Genomic DNA, 22,585 nt, shown 5'->3' on the forward strand with positions numbered 1-22,585 from the left:
CAGTTTTGAGAGAACAATCTCAATAGTCTAGTAATGATGGCAAAGAGGTCACACCTGTTCCCATGCCGAACACAGAAGTTAAGCTCTTTAGCGCCAATGGTAGTTGGGGGCTGTCCCCCTGCGAGAGTAGGACGTTGCTAGGCACACTTAAAGCACAACTGATTATTCAGTTGTGCTTTTTTCATTTTTTGAAGTTGATTTTGTTATAATACATATAGAACAGATTTGAGGAATTAAATGTTTATTCAAATTGAACTAAATATAGACGTCCCTATATATGCTCAATTAACACAACAAATCATTGAAGGTATTGCTAATGGAGACATAAAATCAGATGAATCGTTACCTTCTGTATGTGCACTTGCTGCCGATTTAGGTGTAATATGCATACAGTTAATATGAGCTATTATGGATTAGAGAAAAAAGGGTTGATTTCAACTCTGCCGAAATCTGGTGCGATTGTGAATGCATTTGGTAAGATGAAAAAAATTTAATGAACAACAGTTAGACTATGTGGAGAAAATGCTACGCCCAGTGGTAGCCGAAGTATTGTTAATGGCTAGAAATGAGTGACTTTGAAGGATTAATTCAAAGGATTATGAAAAAATTCCACTAGGAGGTTTAGCTATGATTGGTTTTTGGATTTCTATTGTTATGTTATGTTTTACAGGGCTAGTTCAAATATTTATCCCTTATATGTTAAAAAAGACAGTTGTATTTGGCGTTACGATTCCTGCTTCACATATTGAAGACAAATCAGTTATTCAAGCTAAAAAAATCTATAGTATAGCTGTAGCGAGTATTTTGCTCTTGTTTTTAGTTGGTTATAGCATTTGGTCAATTCTAGTAACTCATAGTGAAGACCTTCGAGTCATTGTTGGTACAGCATTAATGTTCCTCTTAATGATAGTAAGTATGCTATTCTATGCATTTTTTCATCAAAAATTGCGAGTGAAAAAACAACAATGGGGAGTCAATTTAACAGAAGTGAAAGTAGTGGACACATCATTAAGTGGGCAAGATAAGATGCTGCCACTTTCATATTTTATAAGTTTAGCTTTTGTTCCATTAATACTAATCATTTACACGTACTATCAGTATGCTTTACTACCTGAACAAATTCCTACACATTGGGGACCAAGTGGAGACCCTGATGCTTTTACGGAGAAGAATCGCTTTTCAGTAATTTTGTTACCACTTTTAATGTTCTTTATGCAAATTTTATTTGCTACTTTAACTGAAGGAACAAAGCGTTCTGGTATTAAGATAAGTGCGATTAATCCTCAAATATCAGCTTATAAACAATTGGAGAAAAGGAAATATACCAGTTGGTTTATGTTTTTGACAGCTTTTCTTATTACTATCTTATTTACCTTTCTACAGCTAACAACTATTCATCATGGTATTGTAGGGGAAGGTATTATGCTGACTATATTTATAACATTTATAGTAGTGACTATTGTAGGTAGTATTATTTTTTCTGTAAAAGTTAGCAGTTTAGAGGAAGTTGGTAATGATTCAAGCTTTCCAGATGGTATTACGGACGTAGATGATGATCGCTATTGGAAAGGTGGATTAATGTATTTTAATAAAGAAGATCCATCACTTTTCGTTGAAAAAAGATTTGGAATCGGTTGGACGATTAATTTTGCTAGACCAATGAGTTATTTAATAGTATTTATGCCAATCATAATCATCCTCTTAATAGCATTTTTAACATAGACTCTGTTTTATGATATTGTTGATTTTAGGGAATGGATTATACTTGGCAAAAGGCAGCGACTCCTGCGGGAAAGCAAGACAGATTAGACCCCTGAGCGTAGCGAGGAAGTTGATCGATTGGCCCGCGGAAAGTGTCCACCTGTAGCTAAAATATTAAAATATCAACAGTCGAATAAACAAAGCCTCGACATAAAGAGAGCTGGTGGGTATAGTCTCACCAGCTCTTTCGCTATAATGGAAGAAAAAACCGGGAATGGAGCGACCACAGTGTCCAAAATTTTAATCGTAGATGATGATAAGAATATTTTAGATTTAGTAAGTATTCATTTAACACAAGCAGGTTATCAAGTGTTGAAAGCTGAAAATGCTATTCAAGCACTAAGTATTTTAGAAACAGAGATACCTGATTTGGCAGTAGTAGACGTGATGATGCCAGGAATGAACGGCTATGAACTGATAAAACGTTTACGTGAGAAATTAGATTTGCCTGTATTATTATTATCGGCAAAAGGAGAATTAGAGGATAAGGAGAAGGGATTCATAGCTGGTTCAGATGATTATATGGTGAAGCCATTTGCACCAAAAGAGTTATTATTCCGTATCGCAGCAATCTTACGTCGATATGATAAACCAAGTGACGCTATACTTCGGGTAGGCTCCGTTACAGTTAATCGAAAAAGTTTTGAAGTATCTGCTGGGCAAAGTACCTTGCTCATGCCACTAAAGGAATTTGAGGTATTTACATTACTTGCATCCCGCCCAAATCAAGTCTTCGAAAGAGCAGATATTATGGAAAAAGTTTGGGGCTTTGATTATGAAGGAGATGAGCAAACATTAAATACGCATATAAAACGAATTCGTGAACGACTAGCAAAAATTGAGACAGATGTAGAAATCGTAACAATACGAGGAATTGGCTATAAGTTAGAGGTACATAGCCAATGAAATCTTTGTATAGTAAGTTTTTATTAGCGACAATTTTAATTATGATTTTTAGCTCTATCGCAGGCTTTTTAATAACGAACACATACTATCATCAAGTGACAAAGCAAAAAAATGATGCAAAAAACGTAGCAATTGCACAGTCGATTATTAAACATATTAATGAAGTACCAGACCTCAATTTAGATCATTATTTAAAAACAATCGGCGATGTGGGATACCAAATTTATATTGTAGAAGACAATAAAAAGCATAAGTTTTATGGAGGAAATTATCGTGTTAAGGATCTACCTGACTCTACTATTCAAATTGTGCTAGATGGTGAGATTTATCATGGTATGCGGGATTTCCCTAGAGAAACCTTTGTAACAGGCTTCTTTGCGAATTATATGTCTAATACAGTCGGTGTTCCATTCCAATATAATCATCAACACTATGCGATGTTTTTAAGACCAGACATTAAACTGTTATTTAATGAAGTACATACAATTATGGGTGGATGGACTCTCTCTATGGGAATTATTAGTTTAGTAGCGATGTTGTTTTTTGCGAAATTATTAATTAGACCCATTACAGAACTCACTGCAGCAACAAAACGTATTGCAAATGAACGATTTGATACGCCACTAAAAATTGGGAGGCAAGATGAAATCGGACAACTGGCAACAAGTTTTAATACGATGATGGGTCAATTACAAGAAAATGATTTGATGCGTAAAGAATTTATTAGCAATGTTTCGCATGATTTTCAGTCACCGTTATTAAATATTCAAGGGTATGCAGGATTGTTAAAATCAGAGTATATAACTGATGAGCAGCGCCAAAATTACGCTTCTATTATTCAAACTGAAACACATCGATTATCGACACTAACGAAGCAGCTATTATTATTAACCTCACTTGATCAATCAACGCGCAGAATGGAGAGAAAGGCGTACTCACTTGATCGGCAACTAAAAGCGACGATACAAAAGTATCGTTGGTGGTTGGAAGAAGAGGGTATTAATCTTTCGATGACTTTAGAGCCAACTACTTTTAATGGTGATGTTGGCTTGTTAGAAAATGTTTGGGAGAATTTATTGACCAATGCGATTAAATATAATCGTCCAAATGGAGATATTCAAGTATCATTGACATCGTCTGATCATGAGGTGACTGTTCGTATACAGGATACAGGAATTGGCATGAGTGATGTGACAAAGAAACAGTTATTTGACCGTTTTTATCGTGCAGATGAATCACGTACAAAAGACGGAACTGGACTTGGCTTATCTATTGTAGAGCAGGTTATTCATTTTCATGAAGGACATATCGAGGTGGAAAGTGAGCTTGGTGAGGGGACAATCTTTATCATCATACTTCCGAATTTGTAATGTGGCGTTCATAGAGCGTTCATATTGACAGTATATATTTACATCATAGTATTAAAAATCTGAAATCTATGGAGGTAAATAGTATGGAAAGAAAATGGGGAATCCGTTTAATTCGTTTAGCTGCAATCTTTGGTTTAATCGGTGCAATGTTAGGCTCACACATGGCTGGCTCAGGCAGCTATCAATTCCGTCCAATTCATGCACATATTTTAGTCGTTGGATGGTTATCCGTTTTTGCATGGGGAATTTTCTATAGCGTATTTAAAATAAAGTCGGCTAAATTAGTAGCTGCTCATGGTTGGACAGCAATTATTGGCTCAATCGGATTAACAGTAGGTATGTGGCTAAACACTTTAAAACCATTTGGTATTAACGATACATTTGCACTACTGTTTTATATTATTGGTGGCACAATACTGTTAATTAGTTTTGGGTTATTTATTCTCTCAACCTTTATGATTGATTCTAGCTCTAATAGAGATTAGTGGTTGTGTATAAAAATCATTAAAGAGAAAAAAGATGGTTTGCTATCCTACTAATTTGGATTATTGCTACTTCAGCATTGTCGCTGCAATATTCGCCGTATCAATACACAACCAGTAATGGAACTTCGTGCATTTGGTTTTGCTGTAGCAATTGTTGTACTTGTAGATACATTCCTTGTACGTCCGATTGTTATCCCAGCGCTCATTGTAATACTTGACAAATTTGGCTACTGACCAAAAAAATTGAAACATGATTAATCATTAGAATTTAAAAGCCTGAATGGAAATAACAATTCCATTCAGGCTTTTTGTTAGAGAAAATTTCTAAATTCACTAGAAGTTTCCTTGAAATATTATTTTACAGTAAAATCTTTCACTTCATGAGCATGCAGGCCTTCATCATTTTCGACATGCAGTTTTAGTTGATATGATCCTGCTTGTGTAAATGTATGTTTCCCTTCATATGTGCCATTAGAAGTTTCTTCTAAAGTAATCCATGTTGGTTTACCACCCTTGAATTGTGGAAGAACTTGATAATGTACACTTGCCTTAGATAATGCTTTGCCATCATGTTTTAAAGAGACGCTTAGATTAATCTCTTTGTCTTTCGCTACAGTATGCTTATGATTGTATGTGATGGCTACATCATGATGATGATCATGTTCTTCTGTAGCTGATTCAGTTGTGGATTTATGGTCATTGTGTGTAGCATGTTCTGAAGATGTGGCATCTTTTGCAACAGTCATATCTGCGTTTGGCATTGCATGTCCACCATCTTTTGCAGAAATATGTGCTGTGATTTTATATTTACCTGTATCTTTTACATCATAAGAAGCAACGTATGCATCATCTTGTAGTTTTGCTGTCACCATTTTATCAGAATTTGTGTCATTGTTTTTAACTTCAAATGCTACATCTTCAGCATTTGTAACAGCTTTACCATCTTGTGTTACATCAACTTTTAATTCAACTTTGTCGCCAATTTTTGCTGTTTCAGGAACAGTTAAAGTCGCCTTTATTGGTGCTGCTTCTTTTTTCGTATCGTTTGTTGTATTTGTGTTATTATTACAGGCTGCAAGAGCAGCAGTTGTTGCTAATGCCATGAATAACATTGCCATTTTTTTCATTTAAAAAACTCCCTTCTAGTTGCATAAATCATTGTAGCAAAATAAGAAAGGGAGTTTGCGAAATAAGTGTGAAGTCGTGCTATTTAGCTGGCCTTTTTTGTAAAATGGTTGGTAATGTCATGCCCACTAATACTAAAACAATACCACCTACTTGAAGCAACGTTAGGTTTTCGTGAAGTACAATGACAGAAGCAATAATAGCGACTGGAAGCTCCATCGCACTTAAAATAGATGCTAGTCCCCCTCCAACTTTAGGAACGGAGATAGTAAATAGTAGTATCGGTAAAATGATTCCGAAGAAACCAAGAGCTAGACCAAAGTATAATAGTTCAGATCCAAATAATTTCCCGTTAATCATAATTTCTGGTGCTTGGAATACACAAACAATGAGCATAGCAAAGAATGACATAATCGTCATACGACCAATTGTTGATATTCCCTCAACTGGTTTTGAATTGAATTGCATAAAGCAAGCAAAGCTAAGTGCTGATGCCAGACCAAATGCCCATCCACGCCAATCAAGACCACTTAAATCCACATCTAGAATTCCTGCGGCTAAAATTGTACCGATGACAAGAAATACAACGGAGATTAACTCACTACGTGTTGGTCGACGGCGACGAATGATGCAATCTAAAAATAGACCAATCCATGTAAATTGAAATAGCATAACAACTGCAAGGGAAGCAGGTAGGTAGTGTACAGCTTGTCCATAAACAATCCCTGTGTTCCCAGTTAATAATCCAGAAAGCATAATTATTAAAAAGCCTTTTCCAGTTAACTTCGGTAAAGAACGTTGAGTAATGATGAATAAGACTAATGCAAGCAAGAAACCGATTACATATTGGCTAGTAACAGCTTCCTTCGTTTCAAAGCCATGTTGCATAGCAACTTTGATGATTGTAGATAAAATTCCATATGAGCTCGATCCAATAACAATCAGCAATGGATATATTAAATTTTTGTTCATATTAACACTCCTGAATATAAAAATACTAAAGAAGAATTATAACATGAATAGCAATTTTCTTAGAACAAAACGCTATTTTGTGTTTTTTTACTTCAACCATCATAGCAATTCAAATTATAATGAAAAAGGACATATGTCCAAAAGGGAGATTTTATATGAAAGTCATAGAGGATTCAGTTTTACTCCACGGAAAATTAACTGAATATAAGTTTCAGCAAATTTTTACTGATGTTGATGTACTGCCGTTTGTCCTTCAAAAGTACAAGGCGGGGGAGATTTTACTCCATGAAGGAACAGATTTACATTCACTGCTCTACCTAGTTGAAGGAAAAGTAAAGGCTACTTCAAGTGTAGAGACAGGGAGATCTTTATTATTACGTTTTAACCATCCACTTGCCATTATTGGTGATATAGAATTGGTGCGTCATGTGCCAGTACAATCCCAAATAACAGCAGTGACAGATTGCTTATGCATCGCATTATCCTTTGACTATATTTACAACTTCGAGATGAACAATTCATTGTTTTTAAAGAATCTTTTGAGTCATTTAAGCTATAAGTTACAAACAAGTACAACCGCTTCTCGTGTTAATTTACTTGCATCGGTGGAAAATCGTTTTGCAAGCTATTTATTGTCAACAACAACGCCAGATAATGAGTTTGGCTTAGAGTTACAAACGACGAATATAGGGGAAATTGCTGATTTGCTTGGTACGACACATCGACATTTAAATCGAGTGATTCGTGATTTATGTGAACGAGGGGTTATCGAAAAAAGTCGACGAGCTATTCGTATATTAGATGAGCAAGTACTAGAGGAAATGTCACAGGGGATTCGGTATGAATAAAATATGGTAATTTTCTATCTTTTGTATTAACATTAAACATATTATTAATAAAGGTAGGTAAAGATGAAAAAAATTATCGTAACATTTCTTACATTAGCTTGTCCAATTTTCTTAGTTTTAAGTAATCAGTTTGTAGCATCAGCTGTAAGTTCTCCTTCTAAACCTTTGATTACAGTGAAGGCTACAAGTACAACTAAGATTAGCATCTCTTATAAAAAGGTAAAGGGAGCAACTTCTTATCAGATCTATCGTGCTAATTCAAAAAGTGGTAATTATAAACATATAGTTACAACGAAAAATACTTCCTATACCAATAGCAAATTAAAATCTTCTACAAAGTACTATTATAAAGTTCGTGCCATAAAAAAGGCAGGGAAGAAAACATACTATAGTAAATATTCAACAGTAAAATCTGCAAAAACATTTATACCATATGCCAAATATGCAGGTACATATAAAGTAGGTAAAGATATTGCCGCTGGAGAGTACATGATTTTCGGTAAGAATATATACTATGAAATATCAAAAGAACCATCAAATTTCGAAGCAATTCTTACAAATGATTTTGTGTACAATCAAGCATATGTTCGTTTATCAAAAGGACAATATTTTAAGCTAGTTGACTATGGTACAGGTGCTTACTTTATCCCTTCTTCAAAAGTAAAACATACGCTTTCCTCATCTGTTAAAAAGCCAGGTATGTATAAAATAGGTACGGATTTAAAAGCGGGTACTCATAAAATTTCATTTGGTAGCTACTATGAGGTAATCAATAACTCTTCAATTTTAAATCTCGATGCAATCGAATATAATGGCGAAATTAATGGAACCGAGTATGTAAAAGTGAAAAATGGCCAGTTTTTAAAGATTACACCGTCCTATTAAGAAATAGTTATGTAGAAAAGTAAACTGCTCTAAAAAAATAGAGCAGTTTAACAAAAGGATTATAGATGTTTAATGTTTAAATCGTTATGGGATGACTTCTAGATTCAGCTAGAGTCATCCTTTTTAATTTGATTATTTTTAATCTGGAGAACAAGAGACAAGCAATTTAGGCTGTCTTTTGTAAAATTCAGCGTATACAGCTAGTAGGAATTAAACTTCTTTTACCATATGATCAAATTCTTCACCAATAATCATCCAGGGTTCTGCGTAAGTGAAGCTCATTTTTTCGTATAAGTGACGAGCTCGTTCTTTTTGTTTTTCCACGCTTAAGGATACTTTGTGGTAGCCTTTTTCTTTAGCTATTATATCAGCATATTTTAATAATGTTGTGCCAACGCCATGACCTCGGAAGTGTGGGGCTGTGCAGATTGTGTCGATATAGAATTCGTCTGAACGTGCTTCGACTTCAATTGTTTGAATTTCTGCGCCTTTAGAGACTAACCAATTTTCAAGGTTGCCATCTAATGTAGGTGCTTTGTCTCCGCCATATACAACCATAATGCCAGCGATTTCACCAGTGATTTCAGCGATATATGTGTTCTTATAAGAATGTCTATTATCTGTGCGTTTAAATAGAACTTCCAATTCATTTAGAATAGCTCGAGGTTCATCTTCACCTGTAAGTCGATTTGCAATTTCATCAATAGCATCTACGATTAAAGGTGCAACAAATGGTGCGTCTGCTAATTGAGCAGGTCTTACAGTAATGTCCATTTTTTATCAATCTCCTTCAGAAGATAGTATAACAGAGGACGTAAATATTTGCTTAGACTAGACATAATTTGAAGAATTTATCCAATTAGGAGTGTATTTTTTCGCATCTTATGATTTATTACCTAAATTATTTCGTAAGTTACTTTTGCGTTGTCAGACTTCATGGTACGATAGAAGGAAGATATGTGTGAAGGAGTTTGTAAATGTTAGAGTCCAAAAAAGAATTCGTTCTCGTCTATGGGGATGCATTTGTTGATTTTATAGCTAATGATACTACGAATACGTCGTTTACTAAGTTTTTGGGTGGAGCAACTGTCAATGTGGCTGCAGGTATCAGCCGAATAGGTGCTCCTTCTGCATTGATTACCGTAACAGGGGATGATGAAACATCTGAGTTCGTTCGTCATGAACTAGATCACGAAGGCGTCATCATGAATTATGCACAAATCATTCCTGAAAAGCGAGTAAGTGGAGTCCATGTTCATTTAACTGAAGGAAATGAACGTATTTTTACGAATTATATTGATGATACGCCAGATCTTCAAGTAGAGACAGAACATTTACAAGAAGAGGCTTTCAGACGTGCCTCTATCTTTAATCTTTGCTCTAATACCATGTTCCATCCTATCGCTTTAGAAACAACAAAGGCTGCAGTTGCTTTAGCGAAAAAACATTCTGTGCTTGTGGCAATGGATGCGAATATTCGTCCACTTCGCTGGGAAAGTGCTCAAGTTTGTCAAGATACCATTGCATCTTTCTTAAAAGATGCAGATTTATTGAAACTGGCAGATGAAGAACTGTTCTTCTTAACGCAAACAGATAATTTGGAAGATGGTATTCAAGCTCTGAAACAATTTGATATTCCATTAATCATGATAACTGTTGGTGCACAGGGTGCATATGTTGTGTTTAATGATGAAATTAAACATGTTCCTTCTATTAAAATTGACTGTGTAGATACAACGGGTGCAGGCGATGCATTTATGGCAGGGGTTCTTCGTCAAGTTCACTTATATGGCATACCTAAGACAATGGAAGAAGCTTATGACTATGTATACTTTGCGAATCATTTAGGAGCTTATACAGCAACAAAAGCAGGGGCTATTACAGCAATGCCACATTATGAAGAAATCAAAGAATTACTTCACGAAGAGGGATAAAGATGGAGAAAAATTATCAGGAATTAGTAAATAATCAAATTTTCTTTGGTGGAGCAGCCGATGCTGAAGAAGCCATTGCAAACGAAAGCATTGATGTAGTAATTGATTTACGATTAGTAGAACCAGGAGAAGTAAATTATAAGCGAATTCATGCACCCATTGCAGATGAGGAAGCGGAAATTGCACCATCCATCGAGCATGCAATAAGTGAAGTTATGAAAGCTTATCATAATGGCGAAAAGGTTTTCTTCCATTGCGGAAGTGGAAGTGGCCGAGCTGGTACTATTGCAACGGCAACTTTGCTAGAACTTGGACAAGCGAAAACGGTGGAGGAAGCAGAGCAAAAAGCAAAAGCAATCCGCCCAAAAGTAAATGTACGCGAACCGATGAAAAAAGCACTACAACAAATTTATGAGTAATACAAAATAAGTAGTTGTTATTATAAAAAGAGAAAAAGGAGTTGTACGTATACGTACAACTCCTTTTTAATGAGGATTATTTTATATAAAAGAGAAATATAGCGATTTATAGCGATATTTCCTGGGGAATTATAGAGAATCGATACGGAATTTATGGGAATCCATCAATTGATGTCAATGTATAAGTTACTCTGATTTATCATTTTGTGTTGCTTTATTTTCTTCTCGAGTACATATATATAATGAGCCATTTGGTTGAAGTTGTGCATAAAATACGTCTTCAATATTTTCAATATTTTTTTTCTTCAGCTTTTTCATTAACAAATCCTCTGTTAAGTTTAATTCTTCCATTGTATTCCATACAATATGTCCATCAGCGATAACTTCTACAGGAATGTGTGGTGGTATCGAAACATCTGCTTTTACATCTTGTTTGGTAGCTGATTGTTCAGCTGGTTTTTTTAAGATACTAAGTTGACCATTAGTTTCTAATATTGCATAGTGAACGTCTTGTATAGAAAAAACGGATTGTTCTCGAAGCATCATTAGAAGGTCATCCATATGAAGTTTGGAAGTCTTCAATGCTTGAACCGAAATCTCACCGTTTTTAATAATAACAGTTGAACTACCATCTAATATATCACGCATTTTAGTGGAATTAAGTGTAATTTTAGTGGCAATCATTGTAAGGATGGTCCACCATATTAGAGAAATAAGGCCATCGATAAAGGGAGTTTCCTTCTGTGAAGCAATGTCGGCCGCCGTAGAACCAATGGTAATACCAGTTATATAGTGGAAAAATGTTAGCTGACTTAATTGTTTTTTACCGAGTAAACGAGCTAATAACAGTAGTACTACAAATGAAATTGTGGTTCGAAGCATCATCTCCCAGAAGTTCAATTCAAAAAAGTTCTCCATTTTTTTAATTCCTCCTCTTTCTAATCGTACTTAGTATGAACATTAAAAAAGAGGATATTCTCATATTAAATAATAATTATTGTTGGAAAATTGTTATAATTAGTACACCAATTTCAAAATATAAAGGAAGTGCAAAATCGATCATGTCAACGACAATGGCAAGGCAAGCATTAGGAAATCCTATTTATCCAGTGATGGTAGCAATCGGCGTTTGTCATTTATTTAATGATACATTGCAGGCTGTAGTACCTGCGATGTTTCCAGTTTTAGAAAAAGAAATCGGTTTAACATTTACACAATTGGGGTTAATAACATTTGTGTTGAATATGGTATCTTCTGTATTACAACCAGTTGTTGGTTTTTTCAGTGACCGCAATCCAAAGCCATATGCTCTGCCTTTAGGAATGTCTTGTACATTTGTTGGTCTTGCGGGTGTTGCTATATCTTCAAATTATTGGATGATTCTTTTGTCTGTCATCTTTTTAGGGTTAGGTTCTGCTATTTTCCACCCCGAAGGTTCAAAAGTTAGTTTTATGGCGGCAGGTCCAAAACGTGGACTATCTCAATCCATTTATCAAGTTGGTGGAAACTCTGGACAAGCGTTAGCCCCACTGATTAGCGCGTTTGTTCTTGTGCCATTTGGTCAAATTGGAGCAGCCTGGTTTTTAATTGTTGCAGCTGTTGGCATTCTTCTGCTATCAAGAATTTCTGTGTGGTATAAACAACAATTAGAAGAAGAAAGTGTCTCGAAAACGAAAAAAGTATTGGTTTCTAATTTACCTACTTTAACGAAAAAACAAATTGGAATTGCCATTGGTTTATTAATGGCTGTAATTTTTATCCGCTCATTTTATGTTACCAATATGACGAACTTTTATATCTTTTATTTAATGGACAAATATCATTTAACGATTCAAAAAGGGCAATTACTGATCTTCATCTTTCTTGCAATTGGAGCTGTTGGAACATTTTTTGGCGGCCCAATGGCAGATCGCATGGGGAGAAAAAATGTTATCTTGCTATCATTTCTAGTTCCAATGCCTTTTGCGCTAATGTTGCCATATATCCCTTTATGGTTAGTCGTAGTCTTCCTTGCTGTTATCGGATTTTTCATCATGCTGAGCTTTTCTGTAACGGTTATTTATGCTCAAGAATTGGTGCCAAGTAAAGTTGGTACTATGGCTGGTTTAACAGTAGGACTTGCCTTTGGTATGGGGGCGATTGGTTCAGTAGTTATTGGCATGATGATGGACCATTATGGTGTTTTGGATACGATGATTTTTATATCAGTATTACCCATTTTAGCATTTGTTGCCTTTTGGCTTCCGGCGGATCATAAAACAGCATAAGAATTTGAAAATAAAGTTGCGATGAAAAACGGAATATTTTTCTTCGGAGCTTTTTTTTCTTAAAAAATACAATTAAACCACTTCTATTTAATAAAAATGATTCCAATGAAAGTTTTCAACAGAAAAAGCATAGGATAAGCAGTATGAACAAAATGGAAGGTGGAATCCTATGAATCATCAAAAAGTTCATCCAATACGACTATTCAATCCATTACGTGTTATCACAGTGATAGGTAATGGTAAGATAGCTGCTTCGCCGAATTACGTTCAACTTCAAGTAGAAGTAATTACGAATGGAAAAGAGGTAAGTTCGGCAGCTCAAGAAAATGCGGCAATTATGAATCGAGTTATTCAATCTCTTATAGCATTAGGAATTCCGAGAGAGGATATTCAAACGGCATCTTATAATGTTTCACCAAATTATGATTACATCGAGGGTAAACAAGTTTTTAGAGGATATGAAGTAACCAATGCGATAACTGTAAAGGTAAGGGATATGAATCAAGTGGGAACCGTCATAGATACAGCAGTAAAAAGTGGTGCAAATCGTGTTTCGAGCATTCAATTTAAAATTGACCATGAAGAACATTATTATCAACAGGCTTTATCTTTGGCCCTTCGAGATGCACAAATGAAAGCAAATACAATAGCTGAGACAATGCACTTAACTATTCCACCACAACCAATCCAGGTTTTCGAAGAAAGTACTTCGGAGCCTGTATTATACAAATCAGCTGCTATGGCAAGTCAGAATATTACAACACCAATTGAACAAGGTCTAATTACAATTAGTGCAACATTAAGAGTGAAATTTCAATACTAATCCTCATACAAATTAGTTCTATATTTTTTTTAAATGATTACACTAAAATATAGGACAGACTAAACAAGGTGGAGATGACATGGCAAAGAGAATGGGCATTATAGCTCTGATGTTATTTGGAGTTTATGCTGTAGGGATGTATCTTTATATTTTTCATAGCGGTAGTGGTGAAATTCCAGCAGCATTGAAGGGGACTGTTGCAGACCCAGCAGTATTTATGTCTCATCATGAGTTGTTGTTGAGTGGGGAATATTCGAAAATTAGAAACTATCTCTTTTTTGTGGCTACACCATTAGAATGGCTTATTTATTTATTTATTTTACTCGCTGGACTTTCAAAGTTGTTTGAAAAATGGTCTGTTTCGCGGGCTAAATCGACACTTTTCCAAACAATTATTTATGTGTTTTGGTTATCACTTCTCATGTATGTCGTGTTATGGCCTTTAGATTATTATAGATATCACTTAAGTAAAGACTATGGCATTAGCACTCAGACTTTCCCTTCTTGGATGAAGGACGGTTTAATTGACTTTGGTGTTAATTATGTAACATCTGTATTAGTTATGTCGGTTGTCTATTGGCTTATTAAAAAAAGCACAAAGAGATGGTGGCTATATGCTTGGCTGTTATCCATTCCTTTTTCAATTTTCGTCATGTTTGTGCAACCAGTAGTGATAGATCCTTTATATAATGATTTCTATCCACTGCAAAATAAAGAATTAGAAGCTAAAATTCTCGCGTTAGCAGACCAAGCCAATATTCCTTCAGACCATGTCTATGAAGTGAATATGGCAGAAAAGACGAATGCTATGAATGCGTATGTTACTGGAATAGGAAGTAATTCACGAATTGTGTTATGGGATACAACATTAAATCGATTAACCGATCGAGAAATTCTTTTCATCATGGCACATGAGATGGGGCATTATGTAGAAAAACATATTTATATCGGAATAGCTTGTTATATACTTCTATCATTTGTTGGTCTTTGGCTAGCAGCGAAAATGATGAATTGGATCATCGCACGTTATGGAAAAGCATTAAAAATCAGCAAAATAAGCGATCTTCGTTCGATGCCATTGTTTTTACTCGTTACCTCTTTTCTGCTGTTTGCATCAAGCCCATTGTCGAATTATATTTCGAGATATCAGGAGTCAAGAGCTGATCAGTATGCAATCGAATTAACTGGAGACCATCAAGCTGCTGTTACTTCATTCCAAAAACTTACGAAGGCTGGATTAAGTGAAGTGAATCCGCCATTACTTGTGAAATGGTTCCGCTATACGCACCCACCAATGTTAGAAAGAATATATAAGGTAGTTGATAAAAATGAAGATTTAGTACCAGAGAAAAAGGAAGAACGGAAAAGAAATAAATAAAAAATAAAAGGCTGATCAAGAGTAGTCATTTTAACTCTTGATCAGCCTCTTTTATTATCTATGCACATAGTTAAATGGTTACATTTTTTGAATAATCGCATTGTTTTGTAAGAAAAATATGCAATGATAAAATAATGACTAGAAAAAAGTATCGGAAGGAGAAGTTCTATATGAAGTTGGCTATTTTTGGAGCAACTGGAAGGGTTGGCGGCGAAATAGTACGCCTGGCATTGCAAGATGGACATGAAGTGATCGCACTTGTACGGACACCAACAAAATTAAAGAATTTTGGTCATATAACAATTCTTCAGGGAAATGTATTTAATGAAGAAGATATTGAAAATACAGTTATTGGTGCCGATGTAGTAATTAGTGCATTAGGTACAGATAGATCAACAACCTTATCAGAAGGTATTCCACATATTATTTCCACGATGAAGAAACATCATATAAAAAGAATCGTCACTATAGGAACGGCGGGAATCTTAGATAGCCGTACGGAACCTGGAAAATTCCGATTTCAATCAAGTGAATCAAAACAGAAATTAACATTTGCTGCTGAGGAACACGCCAAAGTGTATAAAATGCTAGCAGAATCAAATGTAGATTGGACAATCGTATGCCCAACCTACTTACCAGACGGTGAAGCAATAGGAAAATATCGAATAGAAAAAAATAAATTACCTTTGAATGGGGAAAAGATAACAGTAGGTGATACTGCCAAATTTGCGTATGAAGAATGCTTCAAACAACAATTCTTATATACAAGGGTAGGGCTCGCTTATTAAGGAACAGAAGCAGATGGGGAATGAGGAGAGTACATGAAAAAAAGTCATAAAGCTGCAATGGTTGCTTTATCTTTGGGCTTTGCATTAGTGAAATTTTCCAAAAGTAAAGATGGGAAAATGACGCTTTTGAACGCTGTACATCAACAAGATTTACACGCAGTGAAAAAGCTGGTTAGAGATGGTGCGGATTTAGATCAACAAAATGATAGAGGACGTACACCACTGATGATTGCTACATATAACCATGATGTAGAAATCGCTAAAATGTTAATAGATTTAGGTGCTGATGTAAATATTCAAGACGATATGCAAAATACACCGTTTTTATATGCTGCTGCAGAGGGGTACTTGGATATTTTGAAACTAATGATACAAGCTGGTGCGGATCCCACTGTTACAGATCGCTATGGTAATACAGCCTTAATACCAGCTGCTGAACATGGCAATTTGGACGCTCTGAACTTGTTATTAAATAAAACAGAAATAGATGTGAATCACATTAATAATTTGGGATGGACCGCATTACTTGAATCCATCATTTTAGGCGATGGTAGAAAAAAATATCAAGAATGCATACGGAAGTTACTGCAACATAAAGCAAATCCGAATATTGCAGATAAAGATGGTGTAACACCAATCGAACATGCGGAAAAACTCGGGTATAAAGAAATTGAAGTATTATTAAAGAAATACACTTACTAAAAATAATTTAAATATAGACCTATCCAATGGGATGGGTCTTTTTTTAATTATTTACATTTATAGGTATATAATGTATAGTACATTACAACAGTAATGTACTAATTATCAAAATGAAAGGAGGAGTCTTTTTGTGCATTTAAATAGTGATGGAACGAAGCCAATTTATGTGCAAATTGCGGATTGGATTGAAAATGAGATCATCGCAGACCATTTAAAACCAGATGATAAAGTGTATTCGCAATATCAACTAGCAGAGCTATTTAATATAAATCCAGCAACTGCTGGTAAAGGATTAAGTATTCTCTTAGAAGAACAAATTGTGTACAAAAAAAGGGGGCTTGGCATGTTCGTCACAACAGAAGCAAAGCAGGTTATTTTAGCAAAACGGAAAAATGAAGGCTTTACGAAAATGATTGACGATATTGTATTAGAGGCAAAAAGGCTCAAAATTTCAGAGGATGAAATCATTAACTTTATAAAAAAATCTTATCGAGAGGAGTGCTGAAGATGACTGTGATTGAATGTTCTAATGTACAAAAAAAGTTTAAAACAAAAGATGCATTATCGAATATTACCTTTCAGCTAGAAGAGAACAAAATTATGGGTTTACTAGGACGTAATGGTGCAGGAAAGACGACACTTTTGCAACTTTTAGCAGGTATGACAAAACCAACTTCAGGTGTGGTAAAAGTATTTGGAGAAACGCCTTTTAATAATTTGTTTGTATCTGCAAATTCCATCTATATTCATGATCAGATGCAATTTCCGGGATCATTTACATTACAGGATATTTTAGAGACAGCAGCGAACTTTTACGGTAATTGGGATGAAAGTCTTGCCAACAAGCTAATATCATATTTTAGTCTGGATCCCCAAGCGTATCATAGTGACTTATCAAAAGGGATGAAAAATACCTTTAACTTTATCTTAGGCTTATCAACACATTGTGCACTAACATTATTCGATGAACCGATTAACGGGATGGATGAGGCGGTTCGAAAAGATGTTTACAGAGCACTTTTAAAAGACTATATAGCTAATCCAAGAACCATTATTATTTCGAGTCACTTTTTAGAGGAAATGGAGCATTTACTTGAGGTTGTATTGCTCATAGATCAAGGAATAGTGGTTTTTAATAAATCGTTGGAGGAAATACAATTATTTGCATTGGCACTGCAAGGTCCAACTGATGCTATACAAAAGTGGACTGTTGGACTCGAAAAGCTAGATGAAAAGCAAATAGCCCCGGGATATGCAAAAGTTCTTTTAAGAGCTGAAGATTGCACCTTTGATGAACGAGCATTACAGCAAGAGGATATTACCATTTCATCTGTTAGTGCGAGCGAAGTATATATGTATATGACAAATACAAGGGATGTGGGGATTGATGAACTTTTTAATTAATAAAAGCTTCAGGGATATCTATTCAGCGCAATTTAAGTTGAAAATCCATATGTATTTGGATATGTTACTCTATTTGGTCATTTTGCAAATTATTGCTGAAGTTTTGTTTTTATATATAGATGGGATATTGATGAGTGGTAGCGCTCCGCTTGTAAATCTAGAATACCACGCATTTACACCAATTTTCGTTCTCTTTTTCTCGGCTATTTGGTCATTTTATATGGGGATTTTGGTAACAAAAAAGCAACAGCGGTTAGAAATGGCATCATTTATCGTTACAAGGAAAATGGAACATACCACAAATATATCTCTCTTTTTATGCTTTTCAATATTCGCTAGTCTTACAACTATGTTGTTGAACTATGTAACACGAATTGTGCTTTCACTGTACAACTCAACAGGCATTATAGATGAATCGAATTTGCTACATGAACCACGCATATTTTTTGTAAATTTTATAATCGGAATATTATGTTTATTGTTCACAAGTGCTATTGGCTATTTTTTAGGATTACTCGCCTATAAATATAAATTTGTTTATACGCTATTTTTTGCGGCAATCTGCGCTTTCTTATTTTGGTTACAAAAACAAGATGCTGAGGTTGTATACGAAAAGCTGAACAATCCGTCTTTGTTCTTTGGAAGTATTTGTATATCAATTACTCTATTATTTGGTATCAGTACAAGATTTTCCACAGCGTTGGAGGTGCGGTAAAATGAACTATTTGCTAACGATAACAATCATATTGACAGTTGTTATATTGATCGTACCTACACTTTTAGTTCTTACTTTTGCAAAAAAATATATGAGAGGCAATCAAAAGTTTTCAAAAATATTTATTTTGATTTATAGCTGTGTGTTGCTGCTATCACCGATTGTATATTTTTTATTACCCAATAAACAAGATTTGAAAGTTCTAAGCAAAGCTGAACAGCAAACGGAAGTTCAGAAACATGAAACATTTGCAAAGGATTTAATACAAGGGAAATTAGCTAAATATAGTAAATATAATTTGGAAGATTGGTCGTTTGAAGTTAAAGGTGACAAATTGGAATTAAAACTTTTGGATGAAAATGGACCATATCCTTATGTGCGTGTTGTTGTCGAATGGATTCAATCTGATTCACAACAAGTATCGGCCCATCTGTACCGCTCACCGTTTATTCAATACAGACTTGACCTCACAAATAAGATACAACAGCCAAAAGTTACTTGGAAAAACAATCATACATTATTTATTCAGAATCCAAAATCTATCAAATTAAATAATAAAATCATTACGGATAAAATCGTGGCATTTCCAGTTGGGCAAAGCTTATTTGAAAATGAAAATCTAGATTATTCATCAAAATGGGAAGCAGAGCATGAGATCGATTTAAATACTTCTTATTTTCTGTATTTAAAAGTACCAAAACATATGGATATTATCGATGAAAATAATATGCGTATTTATGATTAATCGAGAGAAGGGAGAAAGCTGATGGAATTAGTGAAGCCTTCGAAAATGTATGTATTGAAAAAACAGCTTACGTTAAAAATTCAAATGCATATCAGTAGTTTTATGCAGCTAGTAATCATTGAACTTGTTATGCTTTTACTGACATCATACGGTGGTAGTATGGGAGAGGGAACAAGCAGTGACAATATGATAATTGATTTTAAAATACATGTTCCGACGGTTATGTTTATTATTACTTTGTTTTGGCTTTTTGTGGTTATCCTACAACTTCCAAGTAAAGAGCAAAGGAAGATTGGAAGCCAATTTAGTTATAGTAGTACTAATCACGTTGTAGGTGATTTATTGCTTATAGGACTATTCAGTTTAACAATTGCACTTACTACAAGTATGGCTAATTATCTTCAAGCGATGATACGAAATTTAGTTTTCGGCGCAGAGTATATTATCGGATATACACTATGGAATGCGCCCGTTGTATTTTTTAATAACCTCTTTACGATGACTGTTATAGCACTAGCCGTTGGAACATTTTCATATGTCATTAGTATACTTAGTCAAATATCTAAATGGTCAATAGTTGGGGGAGCCGCTTTGGTGCTGATATTTAAAAGCTCTATGTTTCATATGTACGGTACGTTTTTAGAGAATATTAAGTCATCCTCAAATTCACTATTATTCGATATTCCCTTTTTGATAATTTCACTAATCTCCATGTGTATTGCTTATTTAATGAGTAATAAATTGGAGGTAAAGATGTGATGACTCTTTCTGTTATTATTAGCATGTTGATTTTTGGGTCAATTATCTTGGTGGCAAAGAAATTGTTTCAAATAGTTCAGTTGAAGCTGCAATATATGAAAATAATATTAGTTGTTTATGGCACCCTATTAATTATAGCGACGATCTATGTTGGCTTTATGAAGGGTGATGTTAAAGTAATGACGAAATCGGAAAAAGTAAATATAGTGAAGCAAAATGAAGACTTTGTTACTCGTGCAGAACATCACCAATTAAAGGGGAAAGAGGAAGATTTCTTTGTCAAATCCTTTAAGCAAAATATAGAAGGAAATAAACTATATATTACGGCTGATACAGGGAATGATAATTTAATTGTTTATGTTCAACGTATAAAGAACAATAATCATATAGTGGAAGGAGAGGTGTATCATTCAAACGCCTACCATCGTTCACTAAATTTCAATGATGAAATTTCTTATGCCAAAGTAGATTGGCAATTTCCACACACATTACGCATTTCAAAACCAGCAGTGTTGGAAAAGACATATCATGTTATCACAGATTCAACACCCTTATTTTCGTTTAATCCAGGATATTTCAAGGGGTACTCTCGAAGCGGTTATTCATCTTTTTTAGATGGATATACCATCATAAATTTAAAAGTGCCAAAGCAAGTGAAAATTAAGGATATCAATCATTTAATATGGAAAGCTGAATAAGTGCAATAAACGATAAAAAACGTTCATAAAATAAAGTAATAGTGAAAAATTCTCTAGTCGCATGTCACAATTATTGATAGAATAAGCATAATGATTTTAGTAATATTCAATTTGGTCTGAAATTTGAAAAGGGGGCCCTTTAAAAGGACATGAAGGAACATGAGAATTGGCCTTTACCATCTGTGTCATTCAATGAGCATGATACAAAGAATGACCATGAAAATTTACAAATTATACTAAATGTTGAAAAAATAAAAGAACATTATAAACAAGATGCCGAGAATAGAATACCTCAATATTTCTCTGCTAATAAGCGTATGAAAGTGCAAGCACTTACAAAGGAAGAAATTGAATTGAATGGTTTACCAAAGGAAATCTTTTGGAAAATGGTCGAATTTAATGTGAGTGCAAGAGGTGGGGTATCTTTTGAAAGAATTGCCGCTATTAGTGAACATATTAACTTTTTAGCTTCTGAATATAGTACGTATAAGGCACGGATTCATCGTGATTTTGAAGGTCAAGAAAAGGAACAACAGCTTAAGAAATTAAATGCCATTTTAGGGCGTGGCTTTGAACGCCTTTCAAATGCTTATGTTAAAACAGTGGGTACCTTCTTTGAGCGAAATGAGATCAATAGTGAAAAAGAGTTAATGCGAAAGTCAATTGCTGCTCTTTATGAACGTAAAATAAAGCAATATGAGCAATTTATCAGTATTTATCCTGATTATGCTTACATTAAAGGAACAAAAGACGAATGGCTTGAAAGAGATTCATACTTTATGGGAGACATTCTCCGTTTGGTGGTATCTAAGGTCTATTCTCAATGTATTTTATTACCTGAGCATTTATATACTCCTTATGATTTAGCAGCTGCAGGAGCTTTCTATCAATCTGCTCATAAATGGCTTATTAATCAAAAATCAACAGCTGTAAGCGAGGAACAGCTTGGGGTAGAGTTAGGTTATCTAGGTATGAAATTAGAGGTTCTATCACGTAAAGAGGATCTGTCTCAAAATTTGAAAGAAAAACTAGGCAGAGTCTATCAATCATTTACTTCTTATAAAATTGAAGATATTAATAAACGTCAAGAAGAATCTAAACACTATCCATATACACGTCTAAATAAGAAATATGCGAAATTAAATGAGAAGGTTGTTTTGCATTGGGCAACTATTATGCGAAGTCATATTCAAGAGGAAAATGTTGAATCTGTTTTTCTAGAAGTTTTGCCAGCTGCATTCGCAGAATTTCAGAAAAAAGTAGAAGCTGGTAGCCTACTTGAACGTTATCAGGAGCAAAATGATTGGGATGAGTTTTATGAGAATGCAGAGTCTATCACTTATCCTGCAGGTAAACCAGATGCCTTTCATTTCAGTACAATGATTGAAGACTGGAATCGTTTTATCGAAAAAATAGCAGTGCAGCCATCGATGATATTCACCTCTGGGAAAATATTCGAATAAATGATCTATTAATATGCTGTGGGTACCAACTAGTATCCACAGTTTTTCTATTAATAAGGCAAATAATAATAATACGTTATAAGAAGAACTTATCCTATTAAAATAGGTCGTATTCAGCGAGTCTCTTTTGCCTGTTAA

General features: G+C 34.6%; 26 protein-coding genes and 1 rRNA gene. 23 read left to right on the forward strand and 4 right to left on the reverse strand.

What is annotated here, in order from left to right; genetic code table 11:
* The first annotated feature begins 26 nt into the window (after positions 1-26).
* The 7 genes from rrf to ACIQ4I_RS19410 all read left to right on the forward strand — a co-directional run bounded on the left by rrf (position 27) and on the right by ACIQ4I_RS19410 (position 4,756).
* Positions 27-143, forward strand: a 5S ribosomal RNA gene (gene rrf, locus ACIQ4I_RS19380).
* A 94-nt stretch (positions 144-237) separates the two neighbouring features.
* On the forward strand, positions 238-402 hold the full coding sequence (locus tag ACIQ4I_RS19385; protein ID WP_403099092.1) for a GntR family transcriptional regulator: 165 nt from the start codon (positions 238-240) through the stop codon (positions 400-402).
* Between the two features lie 225 nt (positions 403-627).
* A complete protein-coding gene (locus ACIQ4I_RS19390; RefSeq protein WP_403099094.1) occupies positions 628-1,722 on the forward strand; it encodes a DUF1648 domain-containing protein in 1,095 nt (364 codons plus the stop codon).
* Between the two features lie 267 nt (positions 1,723-1,989).
* Positions 1,990-2,667, forward strand: coding sequence for a response regulator transcription factor (locus tag ACIQ4I_RS19395; RefSeq protein WP_403099097.1), 678 nt, complete (start codon positions 1,990-1,992; stop codon positions 2,665-2,667).
* Complete coding sequence (locus ACIQ4I_RS19400; protein WP_403099099.1) at positions 2,664-4,037, forward strand: HAMP domain-containing sensor histidine kinase; 1,374 nt, start codon at positions 2,664-2,666, stop codon at positions 4,035-4,037. Before ACIQ4I_RS19395 ends, ACIQ4I_RS19400 begins: the two co-directional genes overlap by 4 nt.
* Positions 4,038-4,120: 83 nt before the next feature.
* Complete coding sequence (locus tag ACIQ4I_RS19405; protein WP_403099102.1) at positions 4,121-4,522, forward strand: hypothetical protein; 402 nt, start codon at positions 4,121-4,123, stop codon at positions 4,520-4,522.
* Between the two features lie 63 nt (positions 4,523-4,585).
* On the forward strand, positions 4,586-4,756 hold the full coding sequence (locus tag ACIQ4I_RS19410) for a hypothetical protein (protein ID WP_403099105.1): 171 nt from the start codon (positions 4,586-4,588) through the stop codon (positions 4,754-4,756).
* Between the two features lie 119 nt (positions 4,757-4,875).
* Here the strand turns inward: ACIQ4I_RS19410 and ACIQ4I_RS19415 are convergent, their stop codons facing one another.
* Together ACIQ4I_RS19415 and ACIQ4I_RS19420 are read right to left on the reverse strand one after the other, a co-directional pair.
* Positions 4,876-5,649 (reverse strand): FixH family protein, encoded by a 774-nt coding sequence (locus tag ACIQ4I_RS19415; protein ID WP_403099108.1) that lies wholly within the window; start codon positions 5,647-5,649, stop codon positions 4,876-4,878.
* 79 nt (positions 5,650-5,728) lie between these two features.
* A complete protein-coding gene (locus ACIQ4I_RS19420; RefSeq protein WP_403099111.1) occupies positions 5,729-6,619 on the reverse strand; it encodes an EamA family transporter in 891 nt (296 codons plus the stop codon).
* 155 nt (positions 6,620-6,774) lie between these two features.
* Here ACIQ4I_RS19420 and ACIQ4I_RS19425 point away from each other — a divergent pair, with 155 nt between their 5' ends.
* Positions 6,775-7,467, forward strand: a complete 693-nt coding sequence (locus ACIQ4I_RS19425) for a Crp/Fnr family transcriptional regulator (protein ID WP_403099114.1) — start codon at positions 6,775-6,777, stop codon at positions 7,465-7,467.
* Positions 7,468-7,530: 63 nt separating this feature from the next.
* Positions 7,531-8,352, forward strand: a complete 822-nt coding sequence (locus ACIQ4I_RS19430; protein WP_403099116.1) for an Rv1352/Rv1906c domain-containing protein — start codon at positions 7,531-7,533, stop codon at positions 8,350-8,352.
* A gap of 210 nt (positions 8,353-8,562) precedes the next feature.
* On the opposite strand, the gene ACIQ4I_RS19435 is transcribed toward ACIQ4I_RS19430, so the two are convergent.
* Entirely contained in the window at positions 8,563-9,126 is a 564-nt protein-coding gene (locus ACIQ4I_RS19435; protein WP_403099118.1) for a GNAT family N-acetyltransferase, read from the reverse strand.
* A gap of 203 nt (positions 9,127-9,329) precedes the next feature.
* On the opposite strand from ACIQ4I_RS19435, the gene ACIQ4I_RS19440 reads away from it, so the two are divergent.
* Both ACIQ4I_RS19440 and ACIQ4I_RS19445 read left to right on the forward strand, forming a co-directional pair.
* The gene (locus ACIQ4I_RS19440; protein ID WP_403099121.1) at positions 9,330-10,286 is read left to right on the forward strand and encodes a carbohydrate kinase family protein; all 957 of its coding nucleotides are present in this window, start codon (positions 9,330-9,332) and stop codon (positions 10,284-10,286) included.
* Positions 10,287-10,288: 2 nt separating this feature from the next.
* Complete coding sequence (locus ACIQ4I_RS19445) at positions 10,289-10,705, forward strand: protein-tyrosine phosphatase family protein (protein ID WP_403099123.1); 417 nt, start codon at positions 10,289-10,291, stop codon at positions 10,703-10,705.
* Positions 10,706-10,891: 186 nt separating this feature from the next.
* Here the strand turns inward: ACIQ4I_RS19445 and ACIQ4I_RS19450 are convergent, their stop codons facing one another.
* Complete coding sequence (locus ACIQ4I_RS19450; protein ID WP_403099126.1) at positions 10,892-11,623, reverse strand: DUF421 domain-containing protein; 732 nt, start codon at positions 11,621-11,623, stop codon at positions 10,892-10,894.
* A 143-nt stretch (positions 11,624-11,766) separates the two neighbouring features.
* Between ACIQ4I_RS19450 and ACIQ4I_RS19455 the strand changes: the two genes are divergently transcribed.
* The 12 genes from ACIQ4I_RS19455 to ACIQ4I_RS19510 all read left to right on the forward strand — a co-directional run bounded on the left by ACIQ4I_RS19455 (position 11,767) and on the right by ACIQ4I_RS19510 (position 22,447).
* Positions 11,767-12,972 carry an MFS transporter gene (locus tag ACIQ4I_RS19455; RefSeq protein WP_403099129.1) on the forward strand — a complete coding sequence of 402 codons (1,206 nt, stop codon included), beginning with the start codon at positions 11,767-11,769 and terminating at the stop codon, positions 12,970-12,972.
* Positions 12,973-13,141: 169 nt separating this feature from the next.
* Positions 13,142-13,795 carry an SIMPL domain-containing protein gene (locus tag ACIQ4I_RS19460; RefSeq protein WP_403099132.1) on the forward strand — a complete coding sequence of 218 codons (654 nt, stop codon included), beginning with the start codon at positions 13,142-13,144 and terminating at the stop codon, positions 13,793-13,795.
* Positions 13,796-13,874: 79 nt separating this feature from the next.
* On the forward strand, positions 13,875-15,173 hold the full coding sequence (locus tag ACIQ4I_RS19465; protein ID WP_403099135.1) for a M48 family metallopeptidase: 1,299 nt from the start codon (positions 13,875-13,877) through the stop codon (positions 15,171-15,173).
* Positions 15,174-15,343: 170 nt separating this feature from the next.
* Complete coding sequence (locus ACIQ4I_RS19470; RefSeq protein ID WP_403099137.1) at positions 15,344-15,961, forward strand: NAD(P)-dependent oxidoreductase; 618 nt, start codon at positions 15,344-15,346, stop codon at positions 15,959-15,961.
* A gap of 33 nt (positions 15,962-15,994) precedes the next feature.
* On the forward strand, positions 15,995-16,663 hold the full coding sequence (locus ACIQ4I_RS19475) for an ankyrin repeat domain-containing protein (protein ID WP_403099139.1): 669 nt from the start codon (positions 15,995-15,997) through the stop codon (positions 16,661-16,663).
* Between the two features lie 130 nt (positions 16,664-16,793).
* A complete protein-coding gene (locus ACIQ4I_RS19480) occupies positions 16,794-17,168 on the forward strand; it encodes a GntR family transcriptional regulator (RefSeq protein WP_403099142.1) in 375 nt (124 codons plus the stop codon).
* A 2-nt stretch (positions 17,169-17,170) separates the two neighbouring features.
* On the forward strand, positions 17,171-18,067 hold the full coding sequence (locus ACIQ4I_RS19485; RefSeq protein ID WP_403099144.1) for an ATP-binding cassette domain-containing protein: 897 nt from the start codon (positions 17,171-17,173) through the stop codon (positions 18,065-18,067).
* Positions 18,051-18,782 carry a hypothetical protein gene (locus tag ACIQ4I_RS19490; protein WP_403099147.1) on the forward strand — a complete coding sequence of 244 codons (732 nt, stop codon included), beginning with the start codon at positions 18,051-18,053 and terminating at the stop codon, positions 18,780-18,782. The genes ACIQ4I_RS19485 and ACIQ4I_RS19490 overlap by 17 nt, the downstream gene beginning before the upstream one ends.
* Position 18,783: 1 nt before the next feature.
* A complete protein-coding gene (locus ACIQ4I_RS19495) occupies positions 18,784-19,527 on the forward strand; it encodes a hypothetical protein (RefSeq protein WP_403099149.1) in 744 nt (247 codons plus the stop codon).
* 21 nt (positions 19,528-19,548) lie between these two features.
* Entirely contained in the window at positions 19,549-20,286 is a 738-nt protein-coding gene (locus tag ACIQ4I_RS19500; RefSeq protein ID WP_403099151.1) for a hypothetical protein, read from the forward strand.
* Complete coding sequence (locus ACIQ4I_RS19505) at positions 20,286-20,984, forward strand: hypothetical protein (RefSeq protein ID WP_403099153.1); 699 nt, start codon at positions 20,286-20,288, stop codon at positions 20,982-20,984. The genes ACIQ4I_RS19500 and ACIQ4I_RS19505 overlap by 1 nt, the downstream gene beginning before the upstream one ends.
* A 149-nt stretch (positions 20,985-21,133) precedes the next feature.
* Positions 21,134-22,447: a hypothetical protein gene (locus tag ACIQ4I_RS19510; protein ID WP_403099154.1), complete on the forward strand. Its 1,314-nt coding sequence runs from the start codon at positions 21,134-21,136 to the stop codon at positions 22,445-22,447.
* Positions 22,448-22,585 lie beyond the last annotated feature (138 nt).

It is taken from the genome of Rummeliibacillus sp. NPDC094406 (assembly GCF_044763875.1).
In the GTDB taxonomy this organism is placed as follows: domain Bacteria; phylum Bacillota; class Bacilli; order Bacillales_A; family Planococcaceae; genus Rummeliibacillus.